This window comes from uncultured Helicobacter sp. (assembly GCF_910577135.1).
Taxonomy (GTDB): Bacteria; Campylobacterota; Campylobacteria; order Campylobacterales; family Helicobacteraceae; genus Helicobacter_C; species Helicobacter_C mastomyrinus.
Genome location: NZ_CAJTLL010000022.1, coordinates 1 through 20,726, shown reverse-complemented (window position 1 = coordinate 20,726; position 20,726 = coordinate 1). Strand labels below are relative to the sequence as shown.

Here is a 20,726-nt window from a genome sequence, read left to right as displayed (position 1 = left end):
TTTAAAAATGTAATAGCTGATTGTATAAGTTTAGGATAAATATTCATTAAGCATAGCTTGATTTATTGTCCCCTGATTTCACGAGCACCTTTAGCATTAGGTGCAGATAAAAAGCCCTCACGTTCAAGCTGTTCAATAATATTTGCCGCTTTATTGTAGCCAATGGATAATCGGCGTTGCAAATGGCTGCCTGAGGTCTTTCTATCTTGTAGAATAATTTTTTTTGCCTCGGCGATTAAATCTCCATTATCTCCATTTTCTTTGTCATTATATGAGAAGCCCTCATCTCTCTCTTCTAGGATAAAACTTTTATCGTAATTCACAGGCTGCTGCTCTTTGATAAAAGCCGTGATTTTTTCAATCTCTTCTTCAGTGCTCCAAGGAGCGTGTAATCGTATAGCCCTCTCTTCAAGTTTGAAAAGCATATCGCCCCTACCAAGCAGAGATTCTGCACCAAAGCTATCAAGGATTACTTTAGAATCTATTTTTGTTCCTACTTTATAGCTAATGCGTGAGGGGAGATTAGCTTTGATTAAACCGGTAATGACATCTACGCTTGGACGTTGGGTAGCTACGATAAGATGTATCCCTGATGCACGTCCCATTTGTGCTATACGAGCAAGGGCAAACTCCACCTCTTTGCCCCCTGTCATCATTAAATCTGCTAATTCATCAATAATTACTACCAAGTAAGGGAATTTATCTCCTCCTTCTTCGGTCATTTTGCGATTATAGCTATCAATATCTCTCACAGGAATTTCACTCATTAAGTCTAGTCTTCTCTCCATTTCTACCACGGCACTATTAAGGGCAATTATCGCCTTTTTGGGCTGACTGATAATGGGTGTGATAAGATGAGGAATATCCGCATAAATGCTAAATTCCACCTTTTTGGGATCAACCATCAAAAGCTTGAGATTTTCGGGTGTATTTTTATAAAGTAGAGAGAGAATCATTGCATTTAATCCCACACTTTTGCCACTGCCCGTCGTCCCAGCAATAAGTAAATGTGGAGCTTTCCTTAGGTCTGTAATAAAGGGATTACCAATAATGTCTTTTCCCAAAGCAAGTGTGAGCGGCGAGGCAGAAGTTTTAAACAAATCGGATTCTAGAATCTCGCGTAAATAGATAGTTTGAGTTGTATTGTTTGGAATCTCAATGCCCACTACATCTTTACCCGGGATGGGGGCTTGGATACGGATAGAGCGTGCACGTAATGCCATAGCCAAATCATCTTCAAGGGTGAGAATCTTGCTTACTTTGACGTGAGGAGCAGGGCGGAACTCAAAGGTAGTTACAATGGGTCCGGAGTATGTGCGGACTATATCACCCTCCACACGGAACATTTTAAGCTTGGCTAATAGATCTTCAATTTTGCGGTCAATTTCATTTTCATCAATTTCTGTATGATCATTTTGCGGCTGATTGAGAAAGCTTGTGAGTGGAAGCCTGAAGTATTTAGGTTTATCCACTTTACCATATTCAAGGTTATTGAGCATTGAAGTATTCTCATCAAGTTCTGTAATGCGTTGATATGTAGGTTTGGTAGGTGTTTGTGCTGGTATTTCTTGCGCGATGTCATTTGCCCATTCTTTAGATTCATTATTGTCTTCTGGTGAGGAAATCTCTTGTATATCAAGCTCTAATGGAGTATTTTGCGGAAAAATTTGTGGTGGGGTATAGGCGCTAGATGTAGGCGATTGGTTGCTGATATTATCGGGTGTATTTTCGCTAGGAGAGGCAACTTCATCGCTGGACATACTCTCTTTAGTGGCTGGAGATGAATCTTGTATGTTATTTGTTAGGGGTTCTATGGGTGTGAAAATGGGGGGTTGAATCGGTGTTTGATTGGGCAATGTTGGAACTTGTGGGCTAGATTCTACAGATGGAATATTTTCATTTGAAATGCTTTCAATAGGAGGATTCTGTGTGGATTGTAAAGATTCTAAACTAAGGTCTGCAGGAATCTCAAGGGATTGTGATGCTTTAAGATTTTCATCTGCGATATGTTGATATTTTTGGGTATTTTGTGGTGGTGTTGTGGATTGCAAGAATGCGTTAGGGTTTAAAGGACGTGGAGGAGGGGTAGAGATAGTCTTTGATGGTTTTTGAACGGGCTCGGGTGGAGTAGACTGGGGGTGTTGTAAATCTTGGGTTAATAAAGTGGGCTTTTGAGCTGTAAGAACAGGGTCTGTGAGTGCAATATTTCTTTTGCCACTGAGCTTATCAAGTATATTTTTATGTTTAGCTATTTGTAGTTTAAAAAACTCTTCTAATTTAAGCTCTTCGCCTGTAGCCTGGACAACTTCTAATCGTGGTTTTTTATCAGGCTGCTCTTGGGGCTGCTGAAGTATGGGCTGCACTGGGGGAGTAGAAGAGGGGGCAAGAGCGTTCTGTGTATTTTCTTGTAGCGGATGAAGTATTTTTGGATTGGGTTTGTATGCTTCATCAAAACTTTCTTCAATAAGTACATCTTTAAAGTCATAGCTTGCTTGTTGGATTCTCTCTTGTGTCATATTTTGCAAATCAAGAATTTGTCTTTCTTTTTTGCTAAAAAACCGCTGCAAATAAGGTAAAAAACGTGTTTTTATATGAAGAAAAAATGTTTGTATATGTTGAGAGCATACAAGTGTGTAATGCTTGATGAGGTCAAATGCTACAAGGGCTTTGTGTTTGCTTTGTTTTAAGAGTAAGTCGATATTGCGCTGTGTGCCAATAAGCCACGAGAATACAAAGAAAAATAGGGTAAGCACCCATACCCCAAAGTAGCCAATATAATCCTTAAGAAAAAATACAAGACTATTGCCAAAATAGCCCTTTTCTAATACGAGAGATTGTAGAATCAAAAGTCCAAGAAAAAAAAGACAAAATGATACAGCGATTTCAAGTCGTCTAAAGGTGAGTTTCAAGTTTTTATAAAGGGCATAGAGCGGATATAAAAGAAAGGGCAAGTAAATATAGGCAAGATAACCAAAAAAACCAATATTCGCCCTAGCAAATGCTTCACCAAAGCTACCTACAAGCCCATTATTGCCAAAAAGAGTAGCTACAGAGAGAAAAAGTAGTACAATATTAAGCCCAATATAAATATATAGTTTTTTAATGAGAAATCCTTTACGCGTATCTTTGAAGCACTAAGGTGCCTCAAAGTGTAATTTAGATACTTGTATTTTGAGATGAAATGGCGGGATTATATCATAAAGATTTTGAGAAATTCATAATGTTTCTTTTATTTTTATTTGGCTACAATCTAACTTTTGTGTTATTGTTTTAAAGGAAACAAAAGCAATTTAAAGAATTTTGTAAATATTAGCTTTATGAGGGAACTGGAGAGAGTTCTGGCTTTTTGAAGGAGTGCAAAAGTGCATGGCAAAATACTAAGATATTCTAGTCAGACCAAAAATGGTGTTATTATTAACGTTAATAAGAAGATTTTTGAGTTACGTGAGAAAAATTGGCACGATCAACGTATGATACCGAGTGCAGGTATGCTCGTAGAGTTTCGGCTTGATGATGAGGGGAATGATAGAGTTACAAGCTGCAAAGCTTCAAAGTATCAACATTTTGGAGAAGGTGATTTGGTGCGCGAAATTGACTTCTGGCGCACAAATACCGATGAAGAGCTTAAAAGTAAAGAATCCGATGCAAGGGCAGCCATTGCAAAGCAAATTTTTGCTGAAACAAATTATCTTAAGCTTAATAGCATACAGATTAGCACACCTATTGCTGATGCTATCAAAAACTACTTTCGTGAGGAATTTCACGCACTTAATTCTATTGCTGATACGGGAGGAGATGAGGAAAGCCCTCAAAAGCGTATCAATTATGTTATTGTGAAGCCTTATCTTACTAAGGCTATTGATTATTTAGTCTTTAATGATAGGCATGTAACCATTGATAATTTTGCCGATGATTTGCAGGTGTTAAAAAAGCTTGAATACTCCTATAGGCAGTTTCAAACAAATACCAATCTCACTCCTGATAAGATTTTTCAAGAATGTTTTCTTGAGTTGCAATATCACTATAAAGGTGTTTTAAGAGCGATAGAGACCTTTAATGAAAAGAAGCTTTCTATGCAGAATAAGATTCGTGTAAGTGCTATGGAATTGCGTTCGATTCAATCTAAGATTGATGCAAAAAAGGGTGATATAAAAGCTTTAGAAGAACGTAAAGTAAAAACAAAAGCTGCTGCAGCTAAAGCAGAATCTGACATTAAGGTGATAAGTGCAACTATGGATAGGTTAAAGACCCTTGCAGAGAATTTCAAAAAAGATAATCTTAAACAATTTGAAGCGATTTTTCACAAAATGTATGAAGTGCTTATCAATAGAACTAAAGAGGCTATGGACGTGTGTGCAACACATATTGATAATAAAATATGGGAATTAGGTATGTCATCAGTAGCGATAAAAAATGTATTTTTTAAGCATAATATCAACAGCCCATTTTGCTCGATGACCTTTTTAGGTAACCACGTTAAAATGCTTGATAGATCTAAATTGAGAGATAATGAATATGCTGTGTATCAATACTATCATAAATATATGGCAAAAAATGCAAAGGATTTTCTCATTTTTACAGATAACCCAACTTTTGGTTTGGAGCTGAAAATCAAAATTATGTCTGTAAGCAAATTCCATAATGTAGTGATGTATCACAAAGAAATCGAATATTTTAGTGCAGTAAATCGCCAAAAATTTGAGATTGTCTATGTGGATTCTGAATTGCGCTTTGGTACACCTGCCTCGATTATCAAAATTGGTAAAGAATCTAAGCGCAATAAAGATACTAATTTTGCTATTCTCTCTTTAGCACAAATTAAGACATTTAAGTTTGAATGAATCTCCTCTCCCTGCAAGATGTCAGCAAGCAATACGAGCATAAAGTTATCTTAAATCGTATTGTCTTGCATATCTCAGAATATGAACGTATAGCTATTGTAGGTAAAAATGGTTCGGGTAAATCAAGCCTTTTAAATATCATTGCCGGGCAAATAGATACTGATAGCGGGGAGCGTATCAACATCAAACATTTAAAGATTCTATCCCTTCATCAAAAGCCCTTTTTCTCTCCTCAAGCAAGCGTCAAAGATGTGCTTATAGAAAGTATGCGTGAGATAAAGGCTGCGCACGAGCGGCTAGAGGAACTGCATAGTATAATGGCTCAAACAAATGAGTCTAGCAAGGAAACAAGCGAGGAATATGAGCGATTAAGTACGTATTTAAGCACATATAGGGGCTGGGATTTACAAGCATTAGTTGATGAGATTCTCACACGTTTTGAATTAGAATCCTTTAAAGATAGATTGGCAAATGCCCTTAGCGGAGGAGAGCAAAAGCGTATAGCCCTAGCAAGTTTGCTTTTGCAACCTTGTGATATTTTATTGCTTGATGAGCCTACAAACCACCTTGATGTGCAAATGGTGCAGTTTTTAGAATCTTTTTTGTTGCAATCGCATTTGACTTTGGTGTTTATTAGTCATGATAGATATTTTATTGATAAAGTAGCAACGCGTATCATAGAGCTTGATGAGGGGATTTTGCGTAGTTTTGATGGTGGTTATATGGACTATCTTAGCAAAAAAGCAGAGATTTTAAAAAATATGGATAGGGAGCATCAAAAGCTACTTAAAATACTTAAAAGCGAGGAGGAGTGGCTAAGGCGAGGTGTGAGAGCGCGGACTAAGCGTAATGAGGGGCGCAAGAATAGAATCTTAACTATGCGCGAGGAAGCGAAGAAAAATCCATCACTTATACGTAAAATGCGCCTAGAGCTAGAGAGGGAGCAAAAATCTTTTAATCAATCTCATAGCGCAAATAATCAAAAATGCCTTTTTGAGATTGAGCATATCTCTAAAAGCATAGGCGGAAAATGCTTGATAAAAGATTTGAGTTTAAGAATCTTAGCGCGGGATAAAATCGCTATTGTAGGCAAAAATGGCTCGGGTAAATCAAGCTTTTTAAAAATGCTGCTTGGAGAGCAAAAGCCTGATTCTGGTGTGATAAAAGTCGGTGATATCCGCATAGGGTATTTCGATCAGCATATCACTATGCTTGATGATAGCAAGGATTTGCTAGAGACCTTTTGCCCTAATGGCGGAGAACATATCGATGTGCGTGGCAAACATTTACACGTCTATGGGTATTTGAAACATTTTTTGTTTCCTAAGGAATTACTCACCCAAAAGATTGGATTTTTAAGCGGAGGGGAGAAAAATCGCGTGGCTTTAGCCTTGCTTTTTACCAAAGCTGTTGATGTATTAGTCCTTGATGAGCCTACAAATGATTTAGATATACAGACGATTAATATCATTGAGGAATACCTCTTAAGTCTCTCTTGTGCGGTGATTTTCGTAAGCCACGATAGATATTTTATTGATAAACTAGCCCAAAAGCTATTGATTTTTGAAGGTGAGGGTAAGATCACGCAAAGCAGTATGCTATATAGCGAGTATTTAGCTATGCAGGAGGATTTGTACGAGATAGAGCATTTTGAATCTACCTTGCAAACGGATACAAAGATAGAGATAAAGGCACAGAGCTATCATAGAGAGGATTCTCAAAACAATCTCAAAAAGCCTAGCAAACTCAGCTACAAAGAAAGCAGAGCTTTGCAATCTTTGCCAAATGAAATTGAGTGTTTGGAAAAGCGGCAAAAGGAGTTACAAGATGCTTTAAGTAACCCCCACATTTATGAGCAATATGGCATTAGCACTTTAGCAGCAGAGTTGGCTCAAGTGGAGCAGGAGCTAGAGAGTAAAATCACACAATATCTTTTACTGGAGGAGAAAAATGCGCCTTTTTGCTCTAAAGCTTAATAGAATATTATAAAACTTTTGCTACAATCGCCTACTTTATCTTATATCACAGCGGAGGGCATTCCCTATGAAAGAGTCTCAATATATTTGGAAAGATGGTAAGCTTGTGCCATGGGCAGAGGCGACCACACATATTTTAAGCCATACCTTGCATTATGGCAATGCCGTATTTGAAGGCACAAGGGCTTATATGACAAAAAAAGGGCTTGCCATTTTCCGCTTGAAGGAACATATAAGGCGGCTTTTAGATTCTGCTAAGATTGTATGTATTAAATCCCCCTATACACAAGAGGAGCTAGAAAAGGCACATATCGAGCTTTTGAGGGCAAATCGCAATGATTATCACGGCAATGTGTATATCCGCCCTATTATGTATTTAGGCTATGGCGTGATGGGTGTAAGCCATATTAACGCTCCTGTAAGTGTGGCGATTGCTGCGTGGGAGTGGGGTGCATATCTAGGAGAAGATGGTATTAATAATGGCATTAAGGTTAAAACAAGCTCTTTTGTTCGCAATCCCACTAAGGCAATGATGGGTAAGGCAAAAGTAGCAGCAAATTATCTTAACTCTCAAATGGCAAAGCACGAGGCCCTTAGTTGTGGCTGTGATGAGGCATTATTACTTGATGATAATGGCTTTGTGGCGGAAGGAAGTGGGGAGTGCTTCTTTATCGTGCGTAATGGCAAGCTTGTTACACCCCCTTATGATAATACTTTAGAATCTATCACGCAAGCTACCACAATCGAGCTTGCTAGAGATATGGGAATCCCCATCGAGCAACGTCGCATTACTCGTGATGAGGTATATATCGCTGATGAGGCATTTTTTACGGGGACAGCAGCGGAGATTACGCCTGTGCGTGAGCTTGACGCACGAGTGATAGGAAATGGTAAGGCAGGAGAGATGACAAAAAAACTGCAAGAAGCCTTTTTTGGGCTTGTGAATGGGGAGAATCCAAAATACGCCCATTATTTGACTTATATTGATTAAGGAGAGAGTATGCCTATTGATTTAAATGAACATTTGAAGAAAAAACGCGCTCAAATTGATGAGAAATCAAATGAAACTAAACGTGAGCCAAGTAATGGCAATAATGGTGGTGGAAATCGCCCTAATGGTGGAAATAATCGAGGTGGCAATAACTTCAATATAGAATCTTTCCCTATGCCCTCTATGCCTAGTGGTAAGTCTTTGGGGATTATTATTATCGTTGCGTTGCTGATAGTGATTTTTATCGCGGCACGTCCTTTTGTGATAGTGAATGCTGGGGAAGTGGGTATCAAGGTAACTACCGGTAAATATGACCCTAAACCGCTTGACCCGGGATTACACTTTTTTATACCTATTATTCAAGATGTGATTATCGTTGATGTGAAAGTGCGGACGATTAACTTCTCACGTATTGAGGATATGGGAAATATCGGGCGGGAGCAAAGTATTCTGCGCAATGACGCTATTAATGTGATGGATACAAGCGGTATGACTATTTCCATAGAGCTTACCGTGCAATATCAGCTAGAGCGCGATAAAGTTCCGGCTACTATTGCAGAATATGGCACAGCGTGGGAGCAAAAAATCATTAATCCCGTTATCCGCGATGTGGTGCGTAGTGCAGTGGGGAATTATCCCACAGAGGAGCTTCCTACCAAACGCGATGAAGTGGCAAATCTTATCCATAATGGCTTTCAAAGCAAACTTGAGGCAACACCCAATCAACCTGTGAAGCTTGTCTCTATTCAGTTGCGTGAGATTGTTTTACCCGAGCAGGTGAAAACACGTATTGAGGGCGTGGAACTTGCTAAAAGGGACGCGCAGAAGGCAAAAGAAGAGGCAAATGCTTTACGTGAGAGAGCAAAGGGTAAGGCTGATGCGCTGGAGATTGAGGCAAAGGGGCAGAGTGAGGCAAATCGCCTTGTTAATGAGAGTCTCTCTCAAAGATTGCTAGAATTGCGACAGATTGAAACACAGGGGAAATTTAATGAGGCACTTAAAGAAAATACTAACGCACAGATATTTTTAACACCAGGCGGGGCTGTGCCAAATATTTGGGTAGATTCTAAAAGTAAGCAAAAAAGTGCTGTGGTAGGGCAATAAATGCAGTAATAGGGTAATGATATATGCAAGATTTGCTTGGCTTGATTGATTGGGAGCGATATGAGCTTATCCCTACTATCGTGCAAGAGGAGCAGAGTGGGGAGATTCTAATGCTTGCTTACTCATCTAAGCAATCTTTGGAACTTACCTTGCAAACACAACTCGCACATTATTTTTCCCGCTCCAAACGTAGAATCTGGCAAAAGGGTGAGCAAAGCGGACATATACAGCATATTAAGGCAATAAAGCTTGATTGCGATAATGATAGTTTGATCTTTATTGTCCATCAAATAGGCGTAGCGTGCCACACAGGGGAGAAAAGCTGCTTTTTTAAAGCTTTTACTTGCGAGGATTCACAATCTAAGCAATCTACACTAATGCTGCAAACGTCGCATACACAGGGCATCTATCATATCCTTGATGAGCTATATCACATCATACAAGAGCGGAAATATCAAAATCCTAAAGAAAGTTATAGTGCTTCTTTGTTGAGTAAGGGTATCAATAGTATTGCTAAAAAGATTGTAGAGGAGGCTGGAGAGTTATGCTTTGCCCTTAAGGATAAGGAAGAATCTGCGATTATCTATGAATGTGCGGATTTACTCTATCATACGCTTGTAGGCTTAGCTTGGGCGAATATCTCTCCTGAGCTTATCTTCCAAGAATTACGAAGACGCACTGGTCAAAGTGGTATAGCAGAAAAGGCTTCCCGCACATCACATAAGGATAGTGTGAGTAATGATTGAGAATCTTAAAGCCATTTTGATGCAAATGGCTTCGTATTTTTCGATTTATGAAATTGCTATTCTCTTAGTGATTTTTTTTGTTTTTATTATGATTTTTACACTGGCACTTTTATTGCGAGGGCGGAAGTTCATAGCAGGATTTTTCTTTTTTCTCTCTGCAGGGGTAATTATTAGTACACCTTTTACATTGCAATTTGTTATGCAAAAAGTGCTTTATAAAATTGATGTGGATATTACTCAAGCTCATATTATGCAATACACAAAAGGCTTTTTTGTCGCTGGTAATATTACACATAAAGGCAAGATTACTATTAATGAATGTGCTATTAGTGTCAATGAAGTGCGTGATGAAAAGGGTAATAAAATCATAAAAATGCTTAATAGCATTTTCCCCAAGAGTTCATCACATACTAATATTGATATTGATATTGGAGTAGGTGAGCAAAAGTATTTTGCAGTCATTGTCCCACACCCAAAAGCTAAAGAGCCATTTTTATATAGAATCTATGTAGATTGCTATCAATCTAATAAATTTGCACAAAAAATGAATAAAAAAGCTCAAAAGCAAAGCTCTAGCATTATTAAGCCGCAAATGCCTACCTATGAACCACAGACTTTGGCTGATGAAAAAGAGGAGGATTCTATAATCCAAGAGCATATAGAGGCAGATATACAAGATACTACTTCTTCAAATGAGGAGCATTCTCAGCCTTAGATATTACCTTAAGAGGGTATTTGAACGTGGGAGAGAATCTGCTTAGATTCTATAATATCTTGCGTGATACGCTTTTTTAATAAGCTTAAATCGCTGAAGCTTTGATTATCGCGGATTTTTTGCACGAAGTAAATATCCGTTACATTGCTTTTAAGATATATCTCTTTCTCAAGTATGTGGCTTTCTATGCTAAAAGCCCTATCTGTGCTAAGGCGATGTCCCACAAAGCACACACTTGGCAATATCTCATCATTTACACGGGTAAAACTTGCATATACACCATCTTGGGGTAATACATAACGCTGCGTGTGGAGATTAATCGTCGCATAGAGTGCCTTTGCGCCAAGATTCTGTCCCGTGATAACTCTACCTTGTATGGCATAGTATCGCCCAAGCATAGCGTTTGCATTCTCCATATCACCATAGCGGATAAACTCCCTAATCAAGCTTGAATGCACCCCTATACCATTAATGCAAAATTGCGGCACGATAATCACCTCTCCGCTAAAAAGATGAGGCAAATCACTTGCATTAAATGCCCTGTCTTTCCCAAAGGCAAAGTCATAGCCCACCACTATGGTTTGCAACAATGGAAATTTATCTTTTAGAATCTGCATAAAATACTCCCCACTCCATTGCATAATCTCCTCAAACGCTACAGAGATGATAGGATAGGGGCTATATAGCTCTTTATGCGGTGTGAGCAAATTGCCTGTGCTTTCTATACATAAAAGCACACTTTGAGGGGGCAAATGAGTAAATAATGCCCTGTGCGCCAAGTGCATACCATCAAACTTCCCTAATGCTATGCCACGCACATTTTCATTTTCTACCATAGATAAAAAACTCTTCATTACCTTCCTTTCCTTTTAATATGCTTTGCTGTATGTGGAGGATTCTAAAATCATTTTGTATATGCTCACAAAACGCCCTTACGTATTCCTCCCCCAAATGCTTATCTTTTAACACACCTTTTTTATCTCTTTTAGCGTCTTTACCCACTTCAAATTGTGGTTTAAAAAGCCATATATAATCCCTGCTTTGAATGCGTTTGAAAGATTCTATAAGTTTGTAGAGTGAGATAAAGCTCACATCACACACAAGTAAATCAAAGCTACCCTCATCGCTAAAATTCCGCACATCGCATTCCTCAAAGACCTTCACGCGTCTATCATTGCGAATATCGCTATGGAGCTGATTTTTTCCTACATCTACACAAATGATTTCTTTTATGCCCTCTTCTAATAGTACCTGTGTGAATCCCCCTGTGCTTGAGCCAATATCAAGCACCCTTTTATCTTTGAGATAATCCCTCTCCCATAGTCCTTGCCTAATTAATTCATTTATAAAGCCTCTTAGCTTATACCCCGCCCTGCCTAGCAGTAAGCCCTGTGTGTCAATCACCACTTCATCGTTAGCATTGACAAGCATAGCATTTTTATAGATGGTTATGCCATTGACTTTGACGCAGCCAGAAGCAATGGCTTCTTGTGCTTTAGTGCGGGAAGAGAGCAGGGCAGCGCAGTAGGTATCAAGCCGTTGCATTATTGTGCGAGTTTGCTTTCACGTTTGGCATAACCAAAGTCAAAGTCCATACTGCCTATATTTTGAATCTGCGCGGAAAACTTGAGATTATCCCGGCCTCTTAGTCCTATGGAGCGAAATACGACTTTATATATGTCATTATAGGTAATATCGGGTATGAAATGTCCCAAATCTGCTTTTTGCATTTTGAGAATCTGCACAGATTCTATGCTTTTATAGCCATTGCTAAGGTGAAATGTGAGGGATTTTAAAGGTATGGAAGTGTCTTTGGTGTATATTTCGACTAAAAACATTTCCCCCTCATCTTGTTTAAGAAATTTTTTATCGATTTCGTTCATATAGCGCACAATCATAAGCACACGTGTGCGATTGTTTTCTAAAATCTGTGATTTGCGCATAGCTTGTATTTCAAGCTCTTTTGTAGTTTGTATCTCTTTGGGGGCATTATGCACTGAAGGGATATGTGTAAAATCTGTGCGGAAAAAATCGCTACAAGCACAAAGCATTGTTGCACTTAGGATTATGAGGATATTTTTTTGGATTATATGTCGCATATTTTTCCTTTAGATTCTGTATTGCCCTGCTTTATTATAGCAAGGTCTTGCACACTTATAAAGTGAGTTTGATAGGTTTAAGAATCTCTAATCTATTATGCCCTTGCTGTTGCGATGTAATCGCCGTATTCGCACGAAGTGCTAATCCACACTTGCAAAGGGTCTTGCTTTGCAGATATAAAATCTGCTTCGCACCATTCAATCCCGAAGGGATTTAATCTCGCAAAGGGCGATAGCCCTTGAGGACAAAAGGATACACTTATAACTAAAGCTACGCTTTATTTGTCAAGCGATTCTCATAGGCTAGATTCTATAGTATAGGACATAAAATTCTAATAAGATTCTAGTATAAAGTTTGCTACAATTCTTAGATTTTAGCACAAAGGATTTTTATGCACTCCCCTAAACATCTCCTCCGCACAAGCGACCTTAGCATAGCACAAATAGAATCTATCCTTTCTCAAGCCCAAATTTACAAAGATATGCGCCATAGAGAGAATCTCAAAAATAAGACTATTATTACTATTTTTTTTGAAAACTCCACCCGCACACTTTCTAGTTTTGAAATCGCCGCTAAACGCTTAAGTGCTGATGTTGTAAGACTTGATGTGAGTAGAAGCTCAACTACAAAGGGAGAGAGTATGTCTGATACTGCTGCTAATCTTAATGCAATGAATCCTAGTGCAATTATTATCCGTCATAAAAATGCAGGAGCTGGGTATTATCTCAAGTCTCAAGTGAGCTGTCCTATCATTAATGGTGGTGATGGCGCACACGCACACCCAACACAGGCTTTGCTTGATTTGCTTACGCTTAAAGAGCATTTTGGTAATGATTTAAACAATCTTAAGGGCAAAAAAATCGCCATTATCGGGGATATCAAAAACTCACGTGTGGCAAATAGTAATATTGAGCTGCTTAGTCGCTTTGGGCTTGAGGTAATTTTGGTTACCCCACCGCATTTTCTCCCGCCTACTACATTACGCACGGCTACGCATTTGCGCGAAGTAGCAAATGAAGTCGATGTGTTTATGAGTTTGCGCACGCAGACTGAACGTCACGATAAGCAGATTTATGGCTCGCTCAAAGATTATGCAGGACAATACTGCTTGACACCGGAGATTCTAAGCGATAGAGATGTGATAGTCCTGCACCCCGGACCTGTGCATCGTAATATTGATATTGATGATGAGGTGCTTAAAGATCCGCGTTGTAAGGTTTTAGAGCAGGTAACGAATGGTGTGTGTGTGCGTATGGCGGTGCTCGAGTTTTGTATCTCTGCTTAGGGTATTTTAAATTAAGTCTTTATTAAGTGTAAAGTGTTAGAATACATATTGTATTTTCAAAAATCCGTCAAATATTTCATTTGTCAATGGAGGCAAGATAATGAAAAAGATAGTATGTATAGGTGTGTTAGTTTGGGGTTGTTTATTGATACAGGTCAATGCTTTTGAAGTGCAAGTCAATGGTTCAGCAGAGACTTTCACCAAATGGGGCTTTAATAATCAAAAACTCAATCAGGCAACTGGTGTAGCCCCTACGGAGAGCTTTACGACACTTTTCTCTCAACTTAATTTAGAGGCAGATTTGGGAGCTGGGTTTAAAGCAGGGCTAGGTGGTGCCATAGGTGGATTAGTCTTTGATTCCACAGCGGGGCTAAATAGTGGTGTGGGCAATGCTTCGCCAGTACAGCAGGGATATTTTGGGCTTTCTTGGGATAAGGAGAGAATACAAAATTATATCGTTCATAATGCTTTTTTGGAATATAAATATGCCGATAGTGTTTATTTGAAAGCTGGACGATATGAGGGTGGTAAGGTAGGTGAGTGGTATAGTGGATATACGCAAGGAGCGGAAGGATACATTCAGTTTAAGCATATAAAAATATGGGGATTTTTATCAAATCGCCGCGGTTTTGCCTATGATCAATGGTTTAATGATTTTTATCGTGTGAGTGGCACTTATAGTAATGGCGCGACACGGAATACCTATGCAGCAGGACTTGATTTAAGTTTTGCTGGGTTTAGCGTGAGTGGATTCTCATATTATATTCCCGGTGTGGTAACTGCGCCGGGTGTAAGCCTTACATTTGATAGTAATCCAAATTTTGAAGCACAAGGTTTTCGTTCTGTAAGTAAGGTGCGCACTCTTTTCCCCATAGCTGCAGATGGACAATGGGGAAGCGATAAGAGTGTGCGGGGAGGACAATGGGTAGGTATTGAACATCATAGTGCTACTTTAATCTTTGAGCAAAAGTTTGAGTTAGATAATTTTCATTTTGGGGCAGGATATTATCAAAATTTTGGCAATGCAAGTGCTTTAATTGGGAGTTGGGGCAGCCCGCTAATGCTTGATATATGGACAGCGAGCGCGTGGGATATTGGACCAGCACTTGCTGATATAATAAGCAAGAATGCTATTACAGGCTTTGGATTTTTGGGCGCAAATTATGCTAAGTTTGATTGGCAGTTTATTGCTAGGGCTACAAATAGCACAAGAAGTGCGGAGCAGAGTGTAGCTTTGCATTTAAAGTACCAAGTGCGTGAAGATGTAAGTGTGGGTGGCAAGCTAGAATGGTTTAGCGATACGACAAAAGCTGGATATAATCCACTTGCTGGATATTATACCGATGTTTTTAAGCTTACTCATAAGCGCATTGATGATAGAAGTCATCTCTTTTTCTATATCCGCCATACATTTTAAATAATATTACTCTGCATAGCATACGGGCGATGAGGCTAGTTTAAATCTGTAAAGAGAATCTACGTTTTAAATGGGTTAAAACAAGTATTAGCGAAGTTTTCTCTAAAAATAAGGCTTTCACCTTAGCTTCATTTTATTCTTAAATTATCTTGCAAATATTTTGTTTTAAACATTTTATATTTTGGAGTATAGAAATATTAAGAGATACTTTCATATAACATAAGCTTTGATGTGATAAGAATTATTGTTATAAGCTATTTTTACGCAACACTATAGAGTGTTTTATTGGAACCATAAAAGGGGTACTTGTAATGTTAAAAGCAGATAGGCTAAGGCTAGGGCAAATTTGGATTTTTTTGTAATCTTTTTTGAGATTAAGTGGGTGCAATGTAAGTAATGTCAATTAAATTATGGTAGAAGAAGAAAAACTCTATACAAGCACTATTTAGGGTTTTTGATGAGTTATTAGATATCCTTTATGCAAAATCACCAAGACTATCTACAAAAAAAGCAACGATAGCCTTAGGCATAAGCGAGATTAAAAAAGTAAGAGAATAAAAATTGATACAGATTTTATGCTTGAGAGGCTTATAAATAGACTTCAAAAAAGAAAAAACAAAATTGGAGCAAAAATGAGCATTGTTCGACTTTTTGCAGAGGATACCAATGATAATGGATTGCGGTATTCAAGGCAAGTGAGAAAAGCAAGAGATGATAAAGAGTTTGATCGGCATACAACCATAGAAGAAGGCACGATACGTTCAGTAAATCGCCACTTGAAAAGTCAAATCACAGTAGAAGAAAAATAACTGAGTATAGCGGCAAGGAGGTAACCTATAAAATTTGGTTTGCTTTGATTAATCTTGTTACGCACGAGCAATTTTGGAATGAAAGTGTGATAATAAGTAAGGTTTGCAAAGAGAAATATATAAAACAATCAAGTGATGTTATAACTTCCATAAAGCCTAGTGCTGCACCACAAAGCAATTTAGCAAAATCAACTCTTGATGCATATTTTGTTGTGAGGGTAGGGGAGAGAGGTGCTTATTAATAGGATATCTCTTTTATAAGGAAGGAGGAGAGAGGCAAAAAATTGCAAGGAGAGTTCTACAAATAAGTTTAATATCAATTATCTTATGCGTATGAATATGGGTGCAATGTTTGAATTTGAGCATTTATCTTTGAATCTTAATGCGCTTTATGCTTATGCAAATACTATAAGTGAAGATACAAAAAGCTCAAATCAACCATTTTTCCCATGAAGTACCTTAAAGAATATACGACGTGATGAGCAGATTTTGAGGGCACAGAGTTTAGCAATTAGGTGCAGAAGCCTTAATAAAATTTCTTAATGTTGTGTATGCTGGTGCTGACATAATGTTTGATGTGTATTCATCTTATGCTACAAAAGAAGGGTATGATGATAATTTCAATAAATGGCAAAAGAAAGCTCAATATTATCCATTTGTGAAGTTTGGCTTGATGTTTCATAAACTTTATCAAAAAGGAGTCCTTTTATATCCAGGAGCCCTTCTTCAGTGGAGCGAGACACAATATTCGGGGGCATATTTTGATGCGGGGTTTATGTGGAAATTCTAGCAAAAAATGCAGGTTGAGATTTTTGGGCTTGTCTTGTAATTTGTTTTGTAAGTGAAGATTAACACATTGGCAGATGAATTTAAGAAGAGTGCTAGCAGCATAGAATCTAGCCTATAAAGCTCATACTACGAACGTGGATTAGAGACGTTTGGGTAGACTTGCTCCTTTGTGCTTGTATAGCAGACTTAGACTATAGGCAAAGATTCAAAATGCTATATTGTCTTAAAATATTTTATTATCATAGGTGTATAAGATTTTGCTCATACATAGCTTGATGTATTTCTTCATATCCCTTCAAGGCAGTTTCATCGCATAGCACCCATTGATTGAGCCCTTCTAAAGCCATCATTTGAGCTATTTTGGGGTCATTTTTTAGATTATTTTGTGAGCACATCATCTCTATAAAATCTTTTTTGAGTGTTTCGTCAAAGTTCGCAAGGCAGGTGAAGTTGCAATGGCAATAATCAGGACTTGCATAAAAACTTTCTATTTGTGGATAGCTCCCCTCTTGCATAATTCTAGCCCACGTTGTCGAGCCAATGGCTCCTGCATCAAGCTCTCCTGCCTTAACTTTATCCAATACGTCAAATTCACTTCTGCCGGTATCGCCGTGTTTGCCTAAGTCGCTATTGAAACGAAATATATTGATAGCTCCATTTGTTGTATGTATAGAGTGAATGAGGCTCGTATCACACTCTTGGATTTTATGCCCTTTAAGATAGTAGAGGGGCATAATAGCAGCTTGTGCAGAATCCAAGCTCCCCAAGCCAAATTTTTTACCCCTTAAGTCCTCTATATTCTTTACATTACCTTTTTTGCTCACAAAGACACTTTTAAAGCCTATATCTGTATCGCGCATTAAGATGGCTTGAGCTTTATTTTGTGTAGCAAACATCGTGCGGATATAGGCTACATTAGTATTCCACGCAATATCTATCTTACCACCAATAAGCCATTGCACTTGCCTTTCATAATTACTAAAAAGCACATAATCAAGTCGTGTGTTTTTAAAATATGTATTTGCATAGTCTCTAATAACATCCCAAATAGGCAGTACCTGTGGGGCGTATGCGACTGCCCCTACTACAATATGTTTCATATCTATTCCTTTGGTAAAAGTGCATCTGCAAGCCATACTTGCAAAATATCAAGGCTTGGTGCCATTACTTGAGAGGCTAGAGCGTCACGTGAGTATCGCTCTAATGGTAGCTGTTTGGAATATGCTTTTCCTCCACCAAGGCGCATAGCAAGCTCTGTAATCTCCATAACTAGAGTGGTAGCGTTGATTCTACAAGCAAATATCTTGGATACTGCATCAGCTTCTTTATTATCAAAAGCTCTTGCTGCCTCATTTACAAGGGCGATTTGGCTTTGGGTTTTTGTATAAAGATTAGCAATGTGATTTCTCACTAATTCTTTGTCTGCTAGGCTTGAGCCATCAGTATATTTTCGTGTTTTGACGTGATGAATCGCACACTCATACGCAGCTCGTCCTACCCCACTATATACTGCTCCAAGCCCTACGACAAAATACATTGCCACAATCCCAGCCTGTGCCTCACCCTCTCCATCTTTGCCAAGCAAAGATGTTTGGGTATTGAGCTTTACATTATTGTATTGCACAGGTTTAGAGAAGTTTCCTCGCATACCAAGCCCATTCCACACACCCTCTTCGTGTAGCAATCCATCACTATTATTAGGGACAATCCAATTATTTTTGCCCCCTGAAACTTTGCACGAATTGCTATAGGTAAGATAATAGTCTGCGTGTTGGGCTGAGGTTACAAAGCTCTTTCTGCCATTTAAGATTCTGTACTCATCCACTTCTTGCTCTGTAATATCGGGCAGTCCAAAATGCGTTCCCGAGCCACTCTCACTATATGCTAGAGCAAATGCAGCTTCACCTTTGGCAATTTGAGGTAGAAATTGACTTTTTTGTCTATCACTCCCAAAGAGAGATAGACAGGCTGTGGCAGTATTGTGCATCATATAGCAAAGTGCGCTAGAAGCATCAAATCGAGCTAAATGAAAGCAAACTTTTGCATGATGTTGGCAGTTTCCACCACTCCCACCATATTCTTTTGGCACAAGCAGCCCCATATAGCCCTGATTTCTTAGTGCGTCATAAGCCTCTTTTGGGAATCTTGCTTCTTTATCAATAGATTCTGTGTATGGGGCGATATGTGCTTTCCCAAACTCTACTGTTACTTCTTCTAATTTCTCTAAATTTAACATTTTCTCTCCTTACATAAAATTAGGCGTATGTGCCTTACTCAAATCTATGGCTAACTCTTCATCAATGCCACATTCTATTAAGCGATTTGTGCGGTTTTTTTCCATTTTTTTCTTGAGTTCTAACACCTCCTCAAAACCTCTTAAGATATGCTCTTCTCCTCCACCGCGCAAAATTGCCATAGATTCTAAAAGAAGCGAAGATTCACTACTTTGGGTATCTAAATAGTGTTTACGTGCAAAAACAACTTCTTTTAAAGCCTGAATTTTGGCAGGATTTTGAGCAATGGCATACTTGATATTACTCATACCATAGGCAACGTGGCGAGATTCATCACGTCTTGCTAAATACAATAAATGCGCACTTGCCTCATCACCCAAAGCCCTGAAGCTCTCTTCTAAAAAACGTAGTAAATCAATAAATGTCCCTTCCCCCATAATATGGAGCAAAAAGCTTGATTTGAAATAATCTTTTTCTTTATAGAGGCTATATAGACTTTGTTGTGTGGTGAGTGTAGAATACTGCACACCAAGTCCTGTGGCATTAGCACGTTTGATAAAAGATTCAATATGACGTGCTTCATCACCTATAATACTTGAGAGTAAAAGCGGCACAGCTGTGAAATAAGGGGAAATTTGGCTTAAAAAACGACTAGGGATATAGAGGGCAGAAAATTCATTTTCTACGAGATATGTCATAATTTGTGCTATGGCAAACTGCAATGCAGGGGAAAATAAAGGAATCTCCTGCCATTTTATATCACTTGAGGTATTCCATTGTGTCTTTTTCGCATCTTCGTAAATAGGCTCTATATACGGACTAAAAATCTCCTCATCACATATATAGGTAAAGTGATAATCAGGACTTGCACTTTCTACCTGCACACCATAAGGAGCAAGCCCCTGTCTGTCTGGCGCAATGTGAGGATTTGTATATGTGCTAAAACGTGTGTGTGAGCATTTACGCAAGGTATAGATAAATCTTTCTTTAGAATCCTTATGTGGCATCTGCTTGTGTAAAAATTCTTCCCCCTTAAAGCGACACCACATCAATAAATCATTTTCTAAATTATCATATTCGCTTACTATCTCTATGAATGTATCTTTTTGGGAAAGCAAAAAAGCATTCTCAAGACGCAAAAAAAAGAGACTTTGGGGAGGCAAACTACCCATAAAAAGACAGGTTTTGTGCATAAAATGACTTTTGATTAAGCTCTGTAAGCCATAAGAAGACTTGTTATCTTTCAATCCTGAAAGCTGATGTAAATATAATATATTACAATCGCTTAAAAAAGATTTAAAATATTGTTCAAAATGCCCTATTCTAGGGATATACTTAGATTTATATTTTGCATAATATCACATTATTTCCTATTGTAGAGATTCTCTTTCTCACACTTCCCTCTTCCTTAGTAGAGGGGATTAGGAGGAGGGGAAATATCACAATTTCCATAAATGCTTACTAGACTAATCTTTAGATATTTTATAAGGCGCTTTATCCTATAAAACAAGCAAAACTACAGCTTCCTACAAATGACAATCCTATGCAGCGTGAAACGCATTTACACGAAGTGCCAACCACATTTGCATACAGCGTAGCATATGAGCGAAGCTCTTATCCTTTGGCAAATCCCGTAAGGGCAAAGCGAAATTTTAAGCCTTGATATGATTATCCAACGTATAATTGATTATGCCAATACACAACCCCAGCCCAAAGAAA

Annotated in this window: 16 protein-coding genes; 9 read left to right on the top strand and 7 right to left on the bottom strand. The window is 38.4% G+C overall.

Going from position 1 to position 20,726, the window contains the following annotated elements; translation table 11 throughout:
- Positions 1-62 precede the first annotated feature (62 nt).
- Complete coding sequence (locus tag QZ289_RS09440; protein ID WP_295701947.1) at positions 63-2,846, bottom strand: DNA translocase FtsK; 2,784 nt, start codon at positions 2,844-2,846, stop codon at positions 63-65.
- Between the two features lie 516 nt (positions 2,847-3,362).
- Between QZ289_RS09440 and QZ289_RS09435 the strand changes: the two genes are divergently transcribed.
- The 6 genes from QZ289_RS09435 (at position 3,363) to QZ289_RS09410 (ending at position 10,373) form a co-directional block, all read left to right on the top strand.
- Positions 3,363-4,841 carry a hypothetical protein gene (locus QZ289_RS09435; protein ID WP_295701945.1) on the top strand — a complete coding sequence of 493 codons (1,479 nt, stop codon included), beginning with the start codon at positions 3,363-3,365 and terminating at the stop codon, positions 4,839-4,841.
- Positions 4,838-6,817: a ribosomal protection-like ABC-F family protein gene (gene abc-f, locus QZ289_RS09430; protein ID WP_295701943.1), complete on the top strand. Its 1,980-nt coding sequence runs from the start codon at positions 4,838-4,840 to the stop codon at positions 6,815-6,817. The genes QZ289_RS09435 and abc-f overlap by 4 nt, the downstream gene beginning before the upstream one ends.
- A 67-nt stretch (positions 6,818-6,884) precedes the next feature.
- Positions 6,885-7,808, top strand: a complete 924-nt coding sequence (locus tag QZ289_RS09425) for a branched-chain amino acid transaminase (protein ID WP_295701942.1) — start codon at positions 6,885-6,887, stop codon at positions 7,806-7,808.
- Between the two features lie 9 nt (positions 7,809-7,817).
- Positions 7,818-8,912 (top strand): SPFH domain-containing protein, encoded by a 1,095-nt coding sequence (locus QZ289_RS09420; RefSeq protein WP_295701940.1) that lies wholly within the window; start codon positions 7,818-7,820, stop codon positions 8,910-8,912.
- Positions 8,913-8,935: 23 nt separating this feature from the next.
- The gene (gene hisIE / locus QZ289_RS09415) at positions 8,936-9,658 is read left to right on the top strand and encodes a bifunctional phosphoribosyl-AMP cyclohydrolase/phosphoribosyl-ATP diphosphatase HisIE (RefSeq protein WP_295701938.1); all 723 of its coding nucleotides are present in this window, start codon (positions 8,936-8,938) and stop codon (positions 9,656-9,658) included.
- Positions 9,651-10,373 (top strand): DUF2393 domain-containing protein, encoded by a 723-nt coding sequence (locus tag QZ289_RS09410; RefSeq protein WP_295701936.1) that lies wholly within the window; start codon positions 9,651-9,653, stop codon positions 10,371-10,373. The genes hisIE and QZ289_RS09410 overlap by 8 nt, the downstream gene beginning before the upstream one ends.
- 8 nt (positions 10,374-10,381) lie before the next feature.
- Here the strand turns inward: QZ289_RS09410 and QZ289_RS09405 are convergent, their stop codons facing one another.
- From QZ289_RS09405 to QZ289_RS09395, 3 genes are read right to left on the bottom strand one after another with little or no spacing between them, the layout of a single operon-like run.
- Positions 10,382-11,227 carry a bifunctional riboflavin kinase/FAD synthetase gene (locus tag QZ289_RS09405; RefSeq protein ID WP_295701934.1) on the bottom strand — a complete coding sequence of 282 codons (846 nt, stop codon included), beginning with the start codon at positions 11,225-11,227 and terminating at the stop codon, positions 10,382-10,384.
- Positions 11,196-11,918, bottom strand: a complete 723-nt coding sequence (locus QZ289_RS09400; protein WP_295701932.1) for a TlyA family RNA methyltransferase — start codon at positions 11,916-11,918, stop codon at positions 11,196-11,198. Before QZ289_RS09400 ends, QZ289_RS09405 begins: the two co-directional genes overlap by 32 nt.
- Positions 11,918-12,472, bottom strand: coding sequence for a hypothetical protein (locus QZ289_RS09395; protein WP_295701930.1), 555 nt, complete (start codon positions 12,470-12,472; stop codon positions 11,918-11,920). The genes QZ289_RS09400 and QZ289_RS09395 overlap by 1 nt, the downstream gene beginning before the upstream one ends.
- A gap of 392 nt (positions 12,473-12,864) precedes the next feature.
- Between QZ289_RS09395 and QZ289_RS09390 the strand changes: the two genes are divergently transcribed.
- The 3 genes from QZ289_RS09390 (at position 12,865) to QZ289_RS09380 (ending at position 15,984) form a co-directional block, all read left to right on the top strand.
- Entirely contained in the window at positions 12,865-13,758 is an 894-nt protein-coding gene (locus QZ289_RS09390) for an aspartate carbamoyltransferase catalytic subunit (RefSeq protein WP_295701928.1), read from the top strand.
- Between the two features lie 100 nt (positions 13,759-13,858).
- Positions 13,859-15,175 carry an outer membrane family protein gene (locus QZ289_RS09385; RefSeq protein WP_295701926.1) on the top strand — a complete coding sequence of 439 codons (1,317 nt, stop codon included), beginning with the start codon at positions 13,859-13,861 and terminating at the stop codon, positions 15,173-15,175.
- A 632-nt stretch (positions 15,176-15,807) separates the two neighbouring features.
- On the top strand, positions 15,808-15,984 hold the full coding sequence (locus tag QZ289_RS09380; protein ID WP_295701924.1) for a hypothetical protein: 177 nt from the start codon (positions 15,808-15,810) through the stop codon (positions 15,982-15,984).
- Positions 15,985-17,012: 1,028 nt separating this feature from the next.
- Here the strand turns inward: QZ289_RS09380 and QZ289_RS09375 are convergent.
- Genes QZ289_RS09375 through QZ289_RS09365 form a run of 3 tightly spaced genes read right to left on the bottom strand, consistent with a single transcriptional unit; the run spans position 17,013 to position 20,200 of the window.
- Entirely contained in the window at positions 17,013-17,873 is an 861-nt protein-coding gene (locus tag QZ289_RS09375) for a PhnD/SsuA/transferrin family substrate-binding protein (RefSeq protein WP_295701922.1), read from the bottom strand.
- A gap of 2 nt (positions 17,874-17,875) precedes the next feature.
- The gene (locus tag QZ289_RS09370) at positions 17,876-19,009 is read right to left on the bottom strand and encodes an acyl-CoA dehydrogenase family protein (RefSeq protein ID WP_295701920.1); all 1,134 of its coding nucleotides are present in this window, start codon (positions 19,007-19,009) and stop codon (positions 17,876-17,878) included.
- 9 nt (positions 19,010-19,018) lie between these two features.
- Positions 19,019-20,200 carry a ferritin-like domain-containing protein gene (locus QZ289_RS09365; protein WP_295701918.1) on the bottom strand — a complete coding sequence of 394 codons (1,182 nt, stop codon included), beginning with the start codon at positions 20,198-20,200 and terminating at the stop codon, positions 19,019-19,021.
- Between the last annotated feature and the right edge of the window lie 526 nt (positions 20,201-20,726).